Origin of the sequence: Aquamicrobium terrae, from assembly GCF_040545735.1 — a bacterium.
In the GTDB taxonomy this organism is placed as follows: domain Bacteria; phylum Pseudomonadota; class Alphaproteobacteria; order Rhizobiales; family Rhizobiaceae; genus Mesorhizobium; species Mesorhizobium terrae_A.
Map to the genome: position 1 here is coordinate 58,362 of NZ_JBEPML010000021.1, position 14,656 is coordinate 73,017.

Annotated in this window: 17 protein-coding genes; 16 read left to right on the forward strand and 1 reads right to left on the reverse strand. The window is 66.2% G+C overall.

Translation table 11 applies throughout. The features are described from left to right. The first annotated feature begins 121 nt into the window (after positions 1–121). The 12 genes from lgt (at position 122) to ABID37_RS22000 (ending at position 9,586) form a co-directional block, all read left to right on the forward strand. Positions 122–973 carry a prolipoprotein diacylglyceryl transferase gene (lgt, locus tag ABID37_RS21945; RefSeq protein ID WP_354198684.1) on the forward strand — a complete coding sequence of 284 codons (852 nt, stop codon included), beginning with the start codon at positions 122–124 and terminating at the stop codon, positions 971–973. Beyond that, a complete protein-coding gene (locus tag ABID37_RS21950; protein ID WP_354198686.1) occupies positions 970–2,058 on the forward strand; it encodes a class I SAM-dependent methyltransferase in 1,089 nt (362 codons plus the stop codon). Before lgt ends, ABID37_RS21950 begins: the two co-directional genes overlap by 4 nt. Before the next feature lie 101 nt (positions 2,059–2,159). Then, positions 2,160–2,951: a peptidoglycan editing factor PgeF gene (pgeF, locus tag ABID37_RS21955; protein WP_354198688.1), complete on the forward strand. Its 792-nt coding sequence runs from the start codon at positions 2,160–2,162 to the stop codon at positions 2,949–2,951. 5 nt (positions 2,952–2,956) lie between these two features. Beyond that, positions 2,957–4,108, forward strand: a complete 1,152-nt coding sequence (locus ABID37_RS21960; protein WP_354198690.1) for a M24 family metallopeptidase — start codon at positions 2,957–2,959, stop codon at positions 4,106–4,108. Positions 4,109–4,162: 54 nt separating this feature from the next. Continuing rightward, positions 4,163–4,753 (forward strand): hypothetical protein, encoded by a 591-nt coding sequence (locus ABID37_RS21965; RefSeq protein ID WP_354198692.1) that lies wholly within the window; start codon positions 4,163–4,165, stop codon positions 4,751–4,753. Between the two features lie 148 nt (positions 4,754–4,901). After that, the gene (locus tag ABID37_RS21970) at positions 4,902–5,837 is read left to right on the forward strand and encodes a ribose-phosphate pyrophosphokinase (RefSeq protein WP_354198694.1); all 936 of its coding nucleotides are present in this window, start codon (positions 4,902–4,904) and stop codon (positions 5,835–5,837) included. Between the two features lie 78 nt (positions 5,838–5,915). Then, positions 5,916–6,479 carry a YceI family protein gene (locus ABID37_RS21975; protein ID WP_354198696.1) on the forward strand — a complete coding sequence of 188 codons (564 nt, stop codon included), beginning with the start codon at positions 5,916–5,918 and terminating at the stop codon, positions 6,477–6,479. Between the two features lie 103 nt (positions 6,480–6,582). Next, entirely contained in the window at positions 6,583–6,978 is a 396-nt protein-coding gene (locus ABID37_RS21980; RefSeq protein ID WP_354198698.1) for a COG4315 family predicted lipoprotein, read from the forward strand. 16 nt (positions 6,979–6,994) lie between these two features. Continuing rightward, a complete protein-coding gene (locus ABID37_RS21985; protein ID WP_354198700.1) occupies positions 6,995–7,501 on the forward strand; it encodes a sigma-70 family RNA polymerase sigma factor in 507 nt (168 codons plus the stop codon). Then, positions 7,498–8,271, forward strand: coding sequence for an anti-sigma factor family protein (locus ABID37_RS21990; RefSeq protein WP_354198702.1), 774 nt, complete (start codon positions 7,498–7,500; stop codon positions 8,269–8,271). Before ABID37_RS21985 ends, ABID37_RS21990 begins: the two co-directional genes overlap by 4 nt. Before the next feature lie 25 nt (positions 8,272–8,296). Continuing rightward, complete coding sequence (locus tag ABID37_RS21995) at positions 8,297–8,872, forward strand: cytochrome b (protein WP_354198704.1); 576 nt, start codon at positions 8,297–8,299, stop codon at positions 8,870–8,872. A 171-nt stretch (positions 8,873–9,043) separates the two neighbouring features. Next, complete coding sequence (locus ABID37_RS22000; protein WP_354198755.1) at positions 9,044–9,586, forward strand: glyoxalase superfamily protein; 543 nt, start codon at positions 9,044–9,046, stop codon at positions 9,584–9,586. Here ABID37_RS22000 and ABID37_RS22005 read toward each other — a convergent pair. After that, a complete protein-coding gene (locus ABID37_RS22005; RefSeq protein WP_354198706.1) occupies positions 9,564–10,457 on the reverse strand; it encodes an AraC family transcriptional regulator in 894 nt (297 codons plus the stop codon). The two genes, ABID37_RS22000 and ABID37_RS22005, sit on opposite strands and share 23 nt — an antisense overlap. A 91-nt stretch (positions 10,458–10,548) precedes the next feature. Here ABID37_RS22005 and ABID37_RS22010 point away from each other — a divergent pair, with 91 nt between their 5' ends. The 4 genes from ABID37_RS22010 to ychF all read left to right on the forward strand — a co-directional run bounded on the left by ABID37_RS22010 (position 10,549) and on the right by ychF (position 14,578). Further along, positions 10,549–11,790 carry an MFS transporter gene (locus ABID37_RS22010; protein WP_354198708.1) on the forward strand — a complete coding sequence of 414 codons (1,242 nt, stop codon included), beginning with the start codon at positions 10,549–10,551 and terminating at the stop codon, positions 11,788–11,790. 233 nt (positions 11,791–12,023) lie between these two features. Beyond that, positions 12,024–12,644 carry a 50S ribosomal protein L25/general stress protein Ctc gene (locus tag ABID37_RS22015; RefSeq protein WP_354198710.1) on the forward strand — a complete coding sequence of 207 codons (621 nt, stop codon included), beginning with the start codon at positions 12,024–12,026 and terminating at the stop codon, positions 12,642–12,644. A 23-nt stretch (positions 12,645–12,667) separates the two neighbouring features. Beyond that, entirely contained in the window at positions 12,668–13,396 is a 729-nt protein-coding gene (gene pth / locus ABID37_RS22020) for an aminoacyl-tRNA hydrolase (RefSeq protein WP_354198712.1), read from the forward strand. Positions 13,397–13,474: 78 nt separating this feature from the next. Beyond that, positions 13,475–14,578, forward strand: a complete 1,104-nt coding sequence (ychF, locus tag ABID37_RS22025) for a redox-regulated ATPase YchF (RefSeq protein WP_354198714.1) — start codon at positions 13,475–13,477, stop codon at positions 14,576–14,578. The last annotated feature ends 78 nt before the right edge of the window (positions 14,579–14,656 follow it).

Consider the following 14,656-nt stretch of genomic DNA (forward strand, 5'->3'; position numbering starts at 1 on the left):
GCGCAGGCGCATGCATGATTGCCGCCCGCGCGGGTCCTTCATCGCCTTGCCATGTCGCCTTGACCATGTCCAAACCCTGCCGCATGGTCCGCGCCGATCCAACCCGCACGAGGACATCTCGTTGAGCTTTCCGTCTTTGCTGCCGATTGCGGCCCTGCCCTTCCCCGAAATCGATCCGGTCATCGTGCAGATCGGCCCGCTCGCCATTCACTGGTACGGTCTGGCCTATGTCGTCGGCATCGTGTTTGCTTGGTGGTACGCCAAGCGGCTGGTTTCCAACCCGCGCCTGTGGCCGGACGGCAAGCTGCCGATGAAGCCGCAGGACATAGACGATTTCGTCGTCTGGGCCGCGGTCGGCGTCGTGCTCGGCGGGCGCATCGGCTATGTGCTGTTCTACGATTTCGCCCGCTATCTTGCAAACCCGGGCGACATCTTCGCCGTCTGGCAGGGCGGCATGTCCTTCCACGGCGGCATTCTCGGCACCACCATCGCCATGCTCCTGTTCGCCCGTTCGCGCGGCATCCATCCCTGGTCGCTGTTCGACGTGGTGGCCGCCGGGGTGCCGGTGGGCCTAGGGCTGGGACGGCTGGCGAACTTCATCAATTCCGAATTGTGGGGCCGCGTTTCCGACATGCCCTGGGCGGTGGTGTTTCCCACCGGCGGCTCCCTGCCCCGCCATCCGAGCCAGCTCTACGAGGGCCTGCTGGAAGGCGTGGTGCTGTTCCTGGTCCTGCGCCTGCTCACCCATTCGCGCCTGAAGCTGGGGACCCCACGCTTCGTTTCCGGCGCCTTCATCTGCGGCTACGGCCTGTCGCGCATCTTCGTCGAGTTCTTCCGCGAACCGGACGCCCAGATCGGCTATCTCGCCGGCAACTGGCTGACCATGGGCATGGTGCTGTCGGTGCCGATGGTGCTGATCGGCATCTGGGCGATGACCACCGCAAGGCCGCTGGCGCGCTCGGCACAGGCATGACGGGGCTCGGCCGGCATATAGCCGGACTGATCGCGGCCGACGGCCCGATCCCGGTCAGCGAATATATGGCATTGTGCCTGTTCCACCCCCGGCACGGCTACTACACAACCCGCGAGCCGTTCGGCGCCAGGGGCGACTTCATCACCGCGCCAGAGGTCAGCCAGATGTTCGGCGAGCTTGTCGCCGTCTGGCTCTATCAGGCATGGATCGCCAATGGCCGGCCGCTGCCCGTCACCGTGGTCGAGATCGGGCCGGGACGCGGCACGCTGATGAAGGACATGCTGCGCACATGGGCGCGGCTCGACCCGGCCTTTTTCGCAGAAGCGCGCTTCGCTCTGATCGAGACGAGCCCTCGCCTGACGGAAATCCAGCGCGAGACGCTGGGGGCGGTGGCCGAACGCGTTACATGGCACGAAACGGTGGCCACCCTGCCCCACGCACCACTGCTCATCGTCGGCAACGAGCTGTTCGACGCCGTTCCGGTGCGCCAGTTCGTGCGCACCGCCTCCGGCTGGCGCGAGCGCATGGTGGGGCTGGACGAGGCCGGTCGGCTCGCCTTCTTCGCCGGCGCCGCCTCGCTCGACCCGTCGCTTCTGCCGGCAGATGCCGGCACAGCCCCCGAAGGCGCCATTGTCGAGCTCGCCCCGGCCCGCAGCGCCCTGATGGCGGATATCGCGGCGCGCATCGCCGCACGCGGCGGGGCCGGCCTGTTCATCGACTATGGCTATCTCGAAGCCGGTGTCGGCGACACGTTGCAGGCGCTCAAGGACCATGCCCCCGACGATGTGCTGGCCCACCCCGGCGAAGCGGACCTGACCACGCATGTCGATTTCGCCGCCCTCGGCGGGGTGGCCCGCGCCCATGGATTGAAGGTTTCGACGGCCACTCAAGGCGCATTCCTGCTCGCCATGGGCCTGCTGGAGCGCGCCGGCCGGTTGGGCGCCGACGCCGACGAGGCCGCACGGCAAGCGATCACCGCGCAGGTCGAGCGGCTGGCCGCGCCCGACCAGATGGGCGATTTGTTCAAGGTGCTGGCGGTGCTGCCAAAGGACGCAGCCGACGTACCTTTTCCGGCGCGCGATTGACTTTTCCGGTCCGCCGGGACCACTCTGGCAAGCCGTCGCGCAGGCGAAATCCCTCGCATCTCCCGCTTGACGAAACGGTCCGGGGAGACAACAAAGCCCTAATGGTGAATCAGCAAAAGCCGGAACCGATCCGCTCTCCACTGCTGGAAAAGGCCGGGGCTCACGGCATCCGCCACGCCTATTTCACCCGCATCGGCGGCGTTTCCGAGGGCATTTACCAAGGCCTCAACATCGGCACCGGCTCGCAGGACGACCAGTCGCTGGTGGCCGAGAACCGCCGCCGCGTGGCGGAATGGATGGGCGTCGCGCCCGATCGCCTGCTGACCGCCTACCAGATCCACTCGCCCGACGTCATCGTCGCCCGCGAGCCCTTCGCCGGCGAACGGCCGAAGGCGGACGCCATCGTCACCGACCGGCCGGGCATCGCCGTCGGCGCCTCGACCGCCGATTGCGGCCCGGTGCTGTTCGCCGATGCCGGGGCCGGCGTGGTGGGAGCGGCCCATGCCGGCTGGAAGGGCGCCTTCACCGGCGTCCTCGAAAACACCATCGCGGCCATGGAAGGCCTCGGCGCACGCCGCGACGGCATCGTGGCCGTGCTCGGCCCCTCGATCAGCGGCCGCAACTACGAGGTCGGCCCCGAGTTCCGCGAGCGGTTCGTGGCGGCGGATGCCGCCAACGAAGACTGGTTCGTCCCGTCCGGCAAGCCGCATCATTTCCTCTTCAACCTCAACGGCTACACGGTGGAGCGCCTGCGCAAGGCGGGCGTGACCGCCGAGGCGCTCGGCCGCTGCACCTATGAGGAAGAAGAACTGTTCTATTCCTATCGCCGCACGACCCACCGCAAGGAGCCGGACTACGGCCGGCAGGTCTCGGCCATCGTTCTGGAGAGGTAAGAGCCATGGCGCTGCATTTCGAACGTTCCGAATTCGACGCCCGCCGCGACCGCCTGATGATCGAGCTGGCGGAGCGCAAGCTGGACGCCGTGCTGCTGTTCGCGCAGGAAAGCATGTACTGGCTGACCGGCTACGACACCTTCGGTTTCTGCTTCTTCCAATGTCTGGTGGTGCAGGCGGACGGTTCCATGACACTGCTGACGCGCTCGGCCGACATGCGCCAGGCACGCCAGACCTCCATCATCGACAACATCGTGCTGTGGACCGACCGCGACGGCGCCAACCCGGCCATCGACCTGCGCAACCTGCTGAACGAGCTGGACCTGCTCGGCGCCCGCATCGGCGTCGAATACGACACGCACGGCCTGACCGCCTACAACGGCCGCCGGCTGGACGAGCAGTTGCAGACCTTCGGACAGATTTCCGACGCCTCCGGCATTGTCGGGCGGCTGCGCCTGTTCAAGAGCCCGGCCGAGATCGCCAAGGTGGAGAAGGCCGCCGCCCTGACCGACGATGCGCTCGACGCCGCCCTGCCGCTGATCAAGCAGGGAGGCGACGAAGCCGCCATCCTGGCCGCCATGCAGGGCACCATCTTTGCCGGCGGCGGCGACTATCCCGCCAACGAGTTCATCATCGGCTCCGGTCCGGATGCGCTGCTGTGCCGCTACAAGGCCGGCCGCCGCAAGCTCAACAAGAACGACCAGCTCACGCTGGAATGGGCCGGCGTCTTCCACCATTACCATGCACCGGCGATGCGCACGGTGCTGACCGGCAAGGTTTCCAAGCGCCATCAGGAACTGTTCGACGCCGCGCAGGCCGCCCTGCTGGCCGTCGAGAAGGCGATGACGCCCGACAACACCTTCGGCGACGTTTTCGAAGCCCACGCCCGCACCATGGAAGCCTATGGCCTGACCAAGCACCGGCTGAACGCCTGCGGCTATTCGGTCGGCGCCCGCTTCTCGCCCTCCTGGATGGACATGCCGATGTTCTACCAGGGCAATCCCGAGCCGATCGCCCCGAACATGACGCTGTTCGCCCACATGATCATCATGGATTCCGAAACCGAGACGGCGATGACGCTCGGCCGCACCTACCTGACCACCGAATCCCAGGCCCGGCCGCTGTCGCGCCATGATCTCGACTTGATCGTGAAGTGATACATTCCGTGCGGGGCGCTTGGATGGCCCCGTGCGTATGGAGTGTTGTGGGGCATGAGCCGAGCGTCCTTGTCGACCGTGCTTTTTGTGGCGCTGGCCCTGGCCGCGTGCAACAGTTCGAGCGTGCTCGATCCGTCCGCCATCGGCACCCCCGGCCAGACCGCCACGGCCCAGCCACCCACGGGCCAGCCATCCACAGGCCAGCCGCCGGCGAGCGACAATGCCGCGTCTTCGTCGGCCGCCGCCGTGCAGCCGCCGGCCCGCCCCGGCCGGATCAGGCTCCAGGTCGCGCCCATCGTCGGCACTTCGGTGGAAGCGGCCGGCCCGCTGCTGGAGGAATTGCAGCAGCGCGCCCGCCAGCGCGGCGTCACCCTTGCCGGCAGTTCCGACCAGAGCGCGACCCATGTGCTGAAGGGTTATTTCTCGGTCCTGAACGAGGACGGCGCCGCCACCGTCATCTATGTCTGGGACGTGTATGACCCGGCCGGCAGCCGCCTGCACCGCATCTCCGGCCAGCAGAAGGCGACGGCGGTGAACGGCGCCGAGGGCTGGCCGGGCGTGGGTCCCGACACGCTCAAGGCCATTGCCGATACGACCATGGACCAGTTGTCGACCTGGTTCGACAGCGCCCCCGGCCAGGGATAGCAGGCACCGGCCTGCGACATTTTCCCATGTCCAACGGGCAACAACCTGTCCTGATTCTTGGGATTTGCTTCGAGAATCCCGTTTGTGGCGCTTGCAATACCGGTCAAGGCGGCTAAAAACCCCGTAAATTTCTCTCCGGGGACAAGGCATGAAACTCTTTGCGGGCAATTCCAACAGGGTGCTGGCCGAGGCGGTCGCCCGCTATCTGAACATTCCGCTGGGCAAGGCCAGCGTGCGGCGCTTCGCCGATCAGGAAATCTTTGTCGAAATCCAGGAGAACGTGCGCGGCGAGGACGTCTTCGTCCTGCAATCGACCTCCTACCCGACCAACGACCACCTGATGGAACTGCTCATCATGATCGATGCGTTCATGCGCTCCTCGGCGCGGCGCATCACGGCGGTCATCCCCTATTTCGGCTATGCGCGCCAGGATCGCCGCGCCTCGGGCCGCACGCCGATCTCGGCCAAGCTGGTCGCCAACATGATCACCCGCGCCGGCGCCTCGCGCGTGCTGACGCTGGACCTGCATGCCGGCCAGATCCAGGGCTTCTTCGACATCCCGACCGACAACCTGTTCTCGGTTCCGGTGATGGCCCGCGACGTGAAGGCCAAGTACAAGCAGCTCAACAACGTCATGGTCGTTTCGCCCGACACCGGCGGCGTGGTGCGCGCCCGTGCGCTGGCCAAGCGCCTCGACGCCCAGCTCGCCATCGTCGACAAGCGTCGCGAGCGCCCCGGCGAGTCGGAGGTCATGAACGTCATCGGCGACGTGCGCGGCAAGGACTGCCTGCTGATCGACGATATCGTCGATTCCGGCGGTACGCTCTGCAACGCGGCCGATGCGCTTCTGGAAAAGGGCGCCACCAGCGTCACCGCCTACATCACCCACGGCGTGCTCTCGGGCGCCGCAGCGAACCGCATCGCCGGCTCGCAACTGCAGGAACTGGTCATCACCGATTCCATCCAGCCGACGCAGACTACGATCGACGCCCCCAACATCCGCACCATCACCATCGCCGACCTTCTCGGCGAGGCGATCTCGCGCACGGCGTCCGAACAGTCGGTGTCCAGCCTGTTCGACTGACGTTTCCGCCAAAATCCCGGGATTAAAATCCCGCCGCCGGTGTTGTTGCCGATAGAGCTTCAACACCGGGAGGTCGTCATGATCCGGCCCATCCTGCTGGCGGGCGCCCTGGCCCTGGCTTCGTCGCCTTCGTTCGGCGAAAGCCTGGCCAGCGCGGGCGGCCGCTATGCGATAGAACCCTCGTCACGCATCGTCTTCAGTGTCGGCCAGGTCGGCGGCGGCGGTATAGAGGGCCAGTTCCGGCAGTTCTCCGGCACTTTCATCATCGATGCCGCGCGCGTCTCGCGCTCGGCGGTGTCCTTCACCCTGCGCCCCGCCAGCGTGCAGGCCGGCCAGCCCCGCATCACCAATTTCCTGCGCTCCTCGGCCGTGTTCGACGTGGACAACCATCCGGCCATCACCTTCCGCTCGACCAGGGTCACGCAGACCGGACCACGCAGCGCCACGGTGGAAGGCGTTCTTTCGGCGCGCGGCGTTGCGCGCCGGGAGAGCTTCGAGGTGGTTCTGCTGCGGCAGCAGGGACGCGGCATCGCCTTCCATGTCACCGGCAACGTGCTGCGCTCGCCCTATGGCATGGATGTCGGCACGCCCATCTATTCCAATGTCGTGAAATTCGACATGACCGTCGAAGGACGCCGGTGATTGCCGAAAATAGCCGGCCGGGGCGGGATTAAAGCTTTCCGGCCGGTGTTGACCCTCGTGTGGGCGGGATGATCCGCGAGCAAACAACCTGGAGGAAAGCACCATGTCCGCAACCACGAAGCTTCTTGCCATCGCAGCCGTCGCCTTCGGCCTTCCGCTTGCCGCCCATGCCGAGGACTATGCCGGCGGTGCGATCAAGACCATGGAAACCAGCAAGGGCGAGGTGCTGACCGACGCCAAGGGCATGACGCTCTATACTTTCGACAAGGATGCCGAAAACACCTCGAACTGCTACGATGACTGCGCCGTGAAGTGGCCGCCGCTGATGGCCGACGCTTCCGCCACCGACGCAGCGCCGTTCACGCTGGTGAGCCGAAAGGACGGTTCCAGGCAGTGGGCGCACAACGGCAAGCCGCTGTATCTGTGGCAGGCCGACAAGCAGCCGGGCGACGTGAGCGGTGACGGAGTGGGCGGTGCCTGGCATGTGGTGAAAGAGTAGGACCGGTTCCAAGCCCATGTCGCAATTCCTGGACCAGGTCGAGGATTGCGTGCCGGCGCTGCGGCGCTACGCACGCGCCCTCACCCACAATGCCGATCTGGCGGACGATCTGGTCCAGGACTGCCTCGAACGGGCGATCCGCAAAAGCAGCCTGTGGCGGCCGACCGGGCCGCTGCGGGCGTGGTTGTTCCGCATGCTGCTGAACATCCACCGCAATGAGTTGCGGCATCGGCGCCGCGCCCCGGACACCATGCCGATGACCGACCTCGTGGCGGAACCGCAGGTGCAAAGCGCTTCGCCCGGCCGGCTGGCGCTGGCCGAGACGGCGCGGGCCATGCAGGAACTGCCGGCCGACCAGCGCGAGGCGCTGCTTCTGATCGCCGTCGAGGGCTTCAGCTACGCCGATGCGGCAGCGGTTCTCGACATACCGGTGGGCACACTGATGTCGCGCCTCGGACGGGCGCGCGCGACGCTGCGCAGCCTTACGGAGGAAGGCGGGCCGAAACTGAGGACGATGAAATGACCGGCGACACCAGTCCGATCACCGAAAGCGACCTGCTCGCCTATGCCGACGGGCTGCTTGACGATGATCGTCGCACCGAGATCGAGCGGCATCTCGCCGACAACCCCGTGCTTGCCGAGGATGTCGGCCACTGGCGCAGGCAAAACGAGACGCTGCGCGAACTTTACGGCCATGTCGCGCGCGAGACGGTGCCGGCCCGGCTTTCCGCGCATCGCATGGCCCACCGGGTGAAGGCCGAAACGAACCGCAACTGGCGTATGGCCGCGGCCGCGGTCCTGCTGGTGACGGCCGGCGCCGTTTCGGGCTGGTTCGGGCGCGACATGATGGCGGCAGGCTCGCTCGCCGACAGCTCGATGATCAGCGAAGCCCTGGCCGCCCACAGCCTCTATACGCGCGAGGTGCTGCATCCAGTGGAAGTGCGCGGCGACCAGGAAGCCCATCTGGCCGCCTGGCTGTCGAAGCGGCTCGACCGCCCTCTCGTCATCCCCGACCTTCGCGACGAGGGGCTGACGCTGGTGGGTGGGCGGTTGCTGCCGGCCAATGGCGGCGCGGCCGCGCAGTTCATGTATGAGGACGATGGCGGCCGGCGCGTCACCCTCTACGTCGTGCCCACCCAGAACGGCAAGGAAACCTCGCTGCGCTATGTCGCCGCCGGCGCCCTCGAATCCTTTGCCTGGACCGAAGCGACGCTGGGCTGCGCGCTGGTCGGCGACCTGCCCAAGGAACGGCTTCAGGAGATCGCCGTGCGCGCCTACCGGCAATTGAGCTGAAAGCACCGAGGCATGGGAGAAGGCCATGTGGCGCAATACGCAGGCCGGCTACGGGCTCGCAGCGCAAGTTCTGCATTGGCTGATCGCGCTGCTGTTCGCCTGCCAGCTCGCGCTGGGTTACCTCACCCAGGCAAGCGCCGATGATCCCGCGCTGCAATTCCGGCTCTATCAATGGCACAAATCGCTGGGCTTCCTCATCCTGGCGCTGGCCCTGCTCAGACTCGGCTGGTGGGCGATCGGCATCCGACCGGCGCCGGCCGGGCATATGGGCCGGCTGGAAAGGCTGGCCGCCTATGCAGCCCACTCCCTGTTGCTCGGCCTGACCATTGTGGTGCCGCTGGCGGGCTGGGCAGTGGTGTCGGCGTCGCCGCTCGCCATACCCAGCTACGCCTTCGACCTGGTCGTCATACCCAACCTTCCGCTGGCGGCCTCGGACGCGGCGGAAGCGTTCTGGTCGCGCGTCCATGCCTTGCTGGCCTACGGCACGGGTCTGCTGGCGCTGGGCCATGCGCTGGCCGCGCTGCACCACCATTTCCTTCGCCGCGACGACACCTTGCGGCGCATGGTCCGTCCGTTTCGCAAACACGCCGGCTGGAAATAGCCGCAACAACGCATTAAAGTGCGGCTACGGCTGGAGGCGGCCGGCAGCCCGCGCCCCCGAAAGGGGCCTGGCGAACGCCTCCCGCGAGCCTTCCTGCACGTTTCACCGTCAGGCGAAGGCGTCGGCAATGCGGGCACCGACGAGAGCTTCGCCGTGACGAAAGGAACGGACATGCGGGATTACCGCGATGCAAAGGCCATGGCGAAAGCCATGCGCGAGGCGCTGGCCGCACAGCATATCGACATCACCCACAGCCAGGCCCTGGAAATCGTCGCACGCCAGTTCGGGCTGGCGAACTGGAACATCCTTGCGCACAAGATCGACACCGCCGCCCCGGACACCGGCGCGATCGCCTTCGAGGGGGCCGTGCCCATCGTGCGCATCTTCGATGTCGCCAAGGCGCACGAGTTCTATCTCGGCTTCCTCGGCTTCAGCGTGGATTGGGAGCATCGCTACGGCGACAACTTCCCGCTCTACACGCAGGTTTCGCGCGCCGGCCTGCGGCTGCACCTGTCCGAGCATGCGGGCGACGCCACGCCCGGCGGCAACATGTGCGTCTACATGACCGGCATCCGCGACCTGCACAGGGAGCTGTCGGCCAGGAACTACCGCTACATGAAACCGGGGCTGGAGGATGAGGGAACGCGGCTGGAACTGGAGGTCATCGACCCGTTCAACAACCGCATCCGCTTCATGGAGCTGAAGGACGGCTGAGCATGCCGCTCTCGTCGGGCCGGGAAGTCCGGCCCGGCCTCTCCCCCTCGCGCGAGCCGCGCAGATAGCTGCGGGGCGCCGAGCCCAGCATCCGCTTGAACATGGTGGTGAAGGCCGGGACGCTGTCATAGCCGAGGTCGAGCGCGACACTGGTGATCGGCTCGCCATCGGCCAGGCGCGGCAGCGCCGCGAACAGCAGCGCCTGTTGGCGCCATGTCGAAAGCGACAGGCCGGTCTCGCGATGGAAGGTACGGGTGAAGGAACGCCGGCTCATGCCGAGCCATTCCGCCCAGTCGTCGATGGTCGTGTGGGGCGAGGGTTCGGCGACGAAACGACGGCATAGCGAGTCGATCCGCGGGTCGGAGGGAAACGGCAGGCCGAGCGGCCGTTCCGGCAGGCGCGGGATCTCGTGCAGCAGGAGGTTGAGCACCAGCACCGCCCGCTCCGACGGCACCGGCCGGACAGGCAGTTGCACCGCCTCGACGATCAGGCTGCGCATCAGGTCGCTGACCGCAACCACGCGCAGGCGCGACGGCAACCCCTCTATCGCATCCGGCACGACATAGACCGAGCGCATCCTGACATCGCCCAGCATCTCCACCGAGTGCACGATGCCGGCCGGAATCCACATGGCATGGTCGGGCGGCACCATCCAGCGGCCGAAATGCGTCTTGACCAGCACCACGCCGGTCAGCGCATGCAGCAACTGGCAGCGGCTGTGCTCATGGTCGGGAACCCTGTGGCCGTCGGGATAGTCGCTGGGCATGGCCACGATCTGGTCGCTGGCCTGCTCCAGCCATTTCAATCGGCGCAGATGCGTCTCGAACAGATCGGTCCGGCCGCCGGCCGTTTCCGGATGTGCAGTCGCCATGCTTATTGGCCCACTCGCGAAAGTAATGGACCAAACCACGAAAGAAACCGCATTGCAACAGGACTATAAGCCCGAGCTTGGAATTGATGCGATGCCTGAGCGCACGGAGCCTGCCTTGACCGATACCGCCCTGCCCGCCCAACGCGCCTCCGCGACCGGCACGGCCTTTACCGTGATCCTGGCGGTGAGCCTGTGCCACGGCATCAACGACATCATGCAGTCGCTCCTGTCGGCGATCTATCCGTTGCTGAAGGACAATTACGGCCTCGACTTCTGGCAGATCGGCCTCCTGACCTTCACCTTCCAGGTCACCGCATCGCTGCTGCAGCCGGTGGTCGGGCTGGTCACCGACCGCAGGCCGATGCCGTTCTCGCTGCCGGTCGGCATGACGTCTTCGCTGATCGGGCTGGTCGTGCTCGCCTATGCCGGCCACTACTGGGCCTTGCTGTTGGGCGCCTCGCTGATCGGCATCGGCTCGTCCATATTCCATCCGGAATCCTCGCGCATCGCCCGCCTCGCCTCGGGCGGCCGGCATGGGCTGGCGCAATCCCTGTTCCAGGTGGGCGGCAATGCCGGCCAGGCCATCGGCCCGCTGCTGGCCGCCTTCGTGGTCGTTCCCTTCGGCCAGTCGAGCATCGCCTGGTTCGCGCTCGCATCGCTGCTCGGCATCATCGTGCTCTATCAGGTCGGCAACTGGTACAAGCGGTTGCGGGCCCGGAACGCGGCAAGCGCCAAGTCGGCGGCACCCGTCCTCGTGCTGCCGCGCAAGCGCGTCGCCTGGGCGCTCACGGTGCTGACCATCCTCGTCCTGTCGAAGAACGCCTATATGGCGGGACTTTCCAGCTATTACACCTTCTATGTCATCGAGAAGTTCGGCGTTTCGGTGCAGATGTCGCAGGTCCTGCTCTTCGCCTTCCTCGGCGCCAGCGCGCTCGGCATCCTGCTCGGCGGGCCGTTCGGCGACCGCTTCGGCCAGAAGGCGATGATCTGGTTCTCCATCGTCGGCGTCATCCCGTTCACGCTGGCCCTGCCCTACGCGAACTATGAATGGACGATCATCCTCACCATCCTGATCGGCCTCATCATGTCGTCGGCCTTCTCCAACATCGTCGTGTTCGCACAGGAACTGGTGCCGGGCCGCGTCGGCATGATCGCCGGCATCTTCTTCGGCTTCGCCTTCGGCATGGGCGGCATCGCGGCGGCGCTGCTGGGCGTGGTCGCCGACGCCAAGGGCATCGAATATGTCTACCATGCCTGCTCCTACCTGCCGCTGATCGGCCTGCTGACCATCTTCCTGCCGAACATGAAGCAGGCGCGGGCCGCCCAGGCCTGAAGACGACCGGCCGCCGAGGGCTTCCGGCGCCCGCGGCCTTGCGCGGGCACGCCCCTTCCGCTATAGAGCCGCCAGCCGCGTAGACACCCTTGGAGGCAACGCGGTCGAAGCCCGCCTTCCCGCATCGTCACCACCTGCCCGGCAGGCATGGCGTTTCGGGACGTGCGGCGTTTCCACGTTTGTGCCGGGAGAGTCCCGCTACAAGCGCTCCGCACATTATGAAAGGAAATGCCATGAGCACCAGCTACGAGCTCAAGGCCGAGACGCGCGAAAGGGTCGGTAAGGGGTCCGCCCGTGCCATTCGCCGTGAAGGCAAGATTCCCGCAGTCATCTATGGCGACAAGCAGCCTCCCCTGGCCATCGTCGTGTCGTACAAGGACATCTTCTACAAGATCCACGGCGGCGGCTTCATGACCACCGTTGCCACCATCGACGTGGACGGCAAGAAGATCCGCGTCCTGCCGAAGGACTACCAGCTCGACGCCGTTCGCGACTTCCCGCTGCATGTCGACTTCCTGCGCGTCAGCGCCAAGTCGGAAGTCACCGTCAACATTCCCGTCCACTTCATCAACGAAGAGAAGTCGCCCGGCCTCAAGCGCGGCGGCGTGCTCAACGTCGTGCGCCATGACGTCGAATTCGTCTGCCCGGCCGACTCCATCCCGGACTCGATCACCGTCGATCTGGAAGGCACCGAGATCGGCGACGTCATCCACATCTCCTCGATCAAGCTGCCGAAGGGCGTCAAGCCGGTGATCGCCGACCGCGACTTCACCGTGGCCACCGTGGCCGGCTCCGCCGCCGCCAAGTCCGACGCCGACGGCGAAGAGGCTGTGGCCGAGGAAGAAGAGAAGTAATTCTCCACGCCCGGAGGCTGACGATGCTGCTCTTTGTGGGCCTCGGCAATCCGGGCGCGAAATATGCGGACAACCGGCACAATGTCGGGTTCATGGCGGCGGACGCGATTGCCCGCCGCCATTCCTTTTCGCCCTGGACGCGCAAGTTCCAGGCCGAGATCGCCGAAGGCCGGCTGGACGGCGAGAAGGTGCTGCTGATCAAGCCGCAGACCTTCATGAACCTCTCCGGCCAGGCGGTCGGCGAGGCGATGCGCTTCTACAAGATCGACCCCTCCGCCGTTACCGTTTTCTACGACGAGATCGACCTGGAACCCGGCAAGGTGCGGGTGAAGAAGGGCGGCGGCGCCGGCGGCCACAACGGCATCCGCTCGCTCGACCAGCATATCGGCAAGGACTATCGCCGGGTGCGCATCGGCGTCGGCCATCCGGGCGTGCGCGAGATGGTGCACGGCCACGTGCTGGGCGATTTCGCCAAGGCCGATCGTGAGTGGCTGGACGTGCTGCTGGATGCGATCGCCGACAATGCCGGCCTGATCGCCGGCAACGACGACAGTTCCTTCATGAACCGCATCACGCTCGCCCTGCGCGACAAGCTCCAGCCAACCGGCGAACACGACACACCTCCGGCCAAAAAAAAGACTCCTAAGGCCCAGAGCCATATCAGGCAGGCTCGCCAGCAGGCACCGGCCATCAACGTTCCCGAAAACGGTCCGATGGCCGCGATGCTCAAGAAGCTGTTCGGCAAGGAATAGCCAGCCCGGCCTTGACGACCGGCAACCCTATCGACCATAGCCGGGAATACTCCCCCAGCAGGACAGGATCAGCAAATCATGGGTTTCAAATGCGGCATCGTCGGCCTGCCCAATGTCGGCAAGTCGACGCTCTTCAACGCACTGACCAAGACGGCCGTCGCGCAGGCCGCCAACTATCCGTTCTGCACCATCGAGCCGAACACCGGCGAGGTGGCGGTTCCCGACCCGCGCCTGAAGAAGATCGCGGCGGCGGCCGGCTCCAAGGAGATCATCCCCACCCGCATCTCCTTCGTCGACATCGCCGGCCTGGTGCGCGGCGCCTCCAAGGGCGAAGGGCTGGGCAACCAGTTCCTCGCCAATATCCGCGAGGTCGACGCCATCGTGCACGTGCTGCGCTGCTTCGAGGATGACGACATCACCCATGTCGAGGGCCGCATCGACCCGGTGGCGGATGCGGAGACGGTCGAGACCGAGCTGATGCTGGCCGACCTGGAGAGCCTCGAGCGCCGCATCGTCCAGACCCGCAAGCGCGCCACCGGCAAGGACAAGGAATCCATCACCGTGCTGCCGATGATGGAAAAGGCGCTGGAACTGCTCCAGAACGGCAAGCCGACGCGCGTGCTGCTCGACGGCATCGCCGCCGAGGACCTGCGCATTCTCCAGAGCCTCAACCTGCTCACCTCGCATCCCGTCCTCTATGTCTGCAACGTCGCCGAAAGCGACGCTGCCAGCGGCAACGAACACACCAAGGCTGTGGAGACCATGGCGGAGGCGCAAGGGGCGCGCGTGGTCGTCATTTCGGCAGCCATCGAGGCCGAAGTGGCCCAGCTTCCCGACGAGGAAGCACAGGAATTCCTCGCTTCCATGGGGCTGGAGGAACCGGGTCTCGACCGGCTGATCCGCGCCGGCTACGAGCTTCTGCATCTCATCACCTACTTCACCGCCGGCCCCAAGGAGACGCGCGCCTGGACCGTCGAGCGCGGCACCAAGGCCCCGCAGGCCGCCGGCGTCATCCACACCGATTTCGAGCGCGGCTTCATCCGCGCCCAGACCATCGCCTATGACGATTTCGTCACGCTGGGCGGCGAGGTCGCGGCCAAGGAAGCCGGCAAGGCCCGCGACGAAGGCAAGGAATATGTGGTGCAGGATGGCGACATCATGCTGTTCAGGTTCAACACCTGAACGAGGCCGTTCGCTACGAAGCCGCCGGAGGGCATGCCCGCCCCGCGCTTGCGAAACGGGCCGGCAGCGTCCATGGTG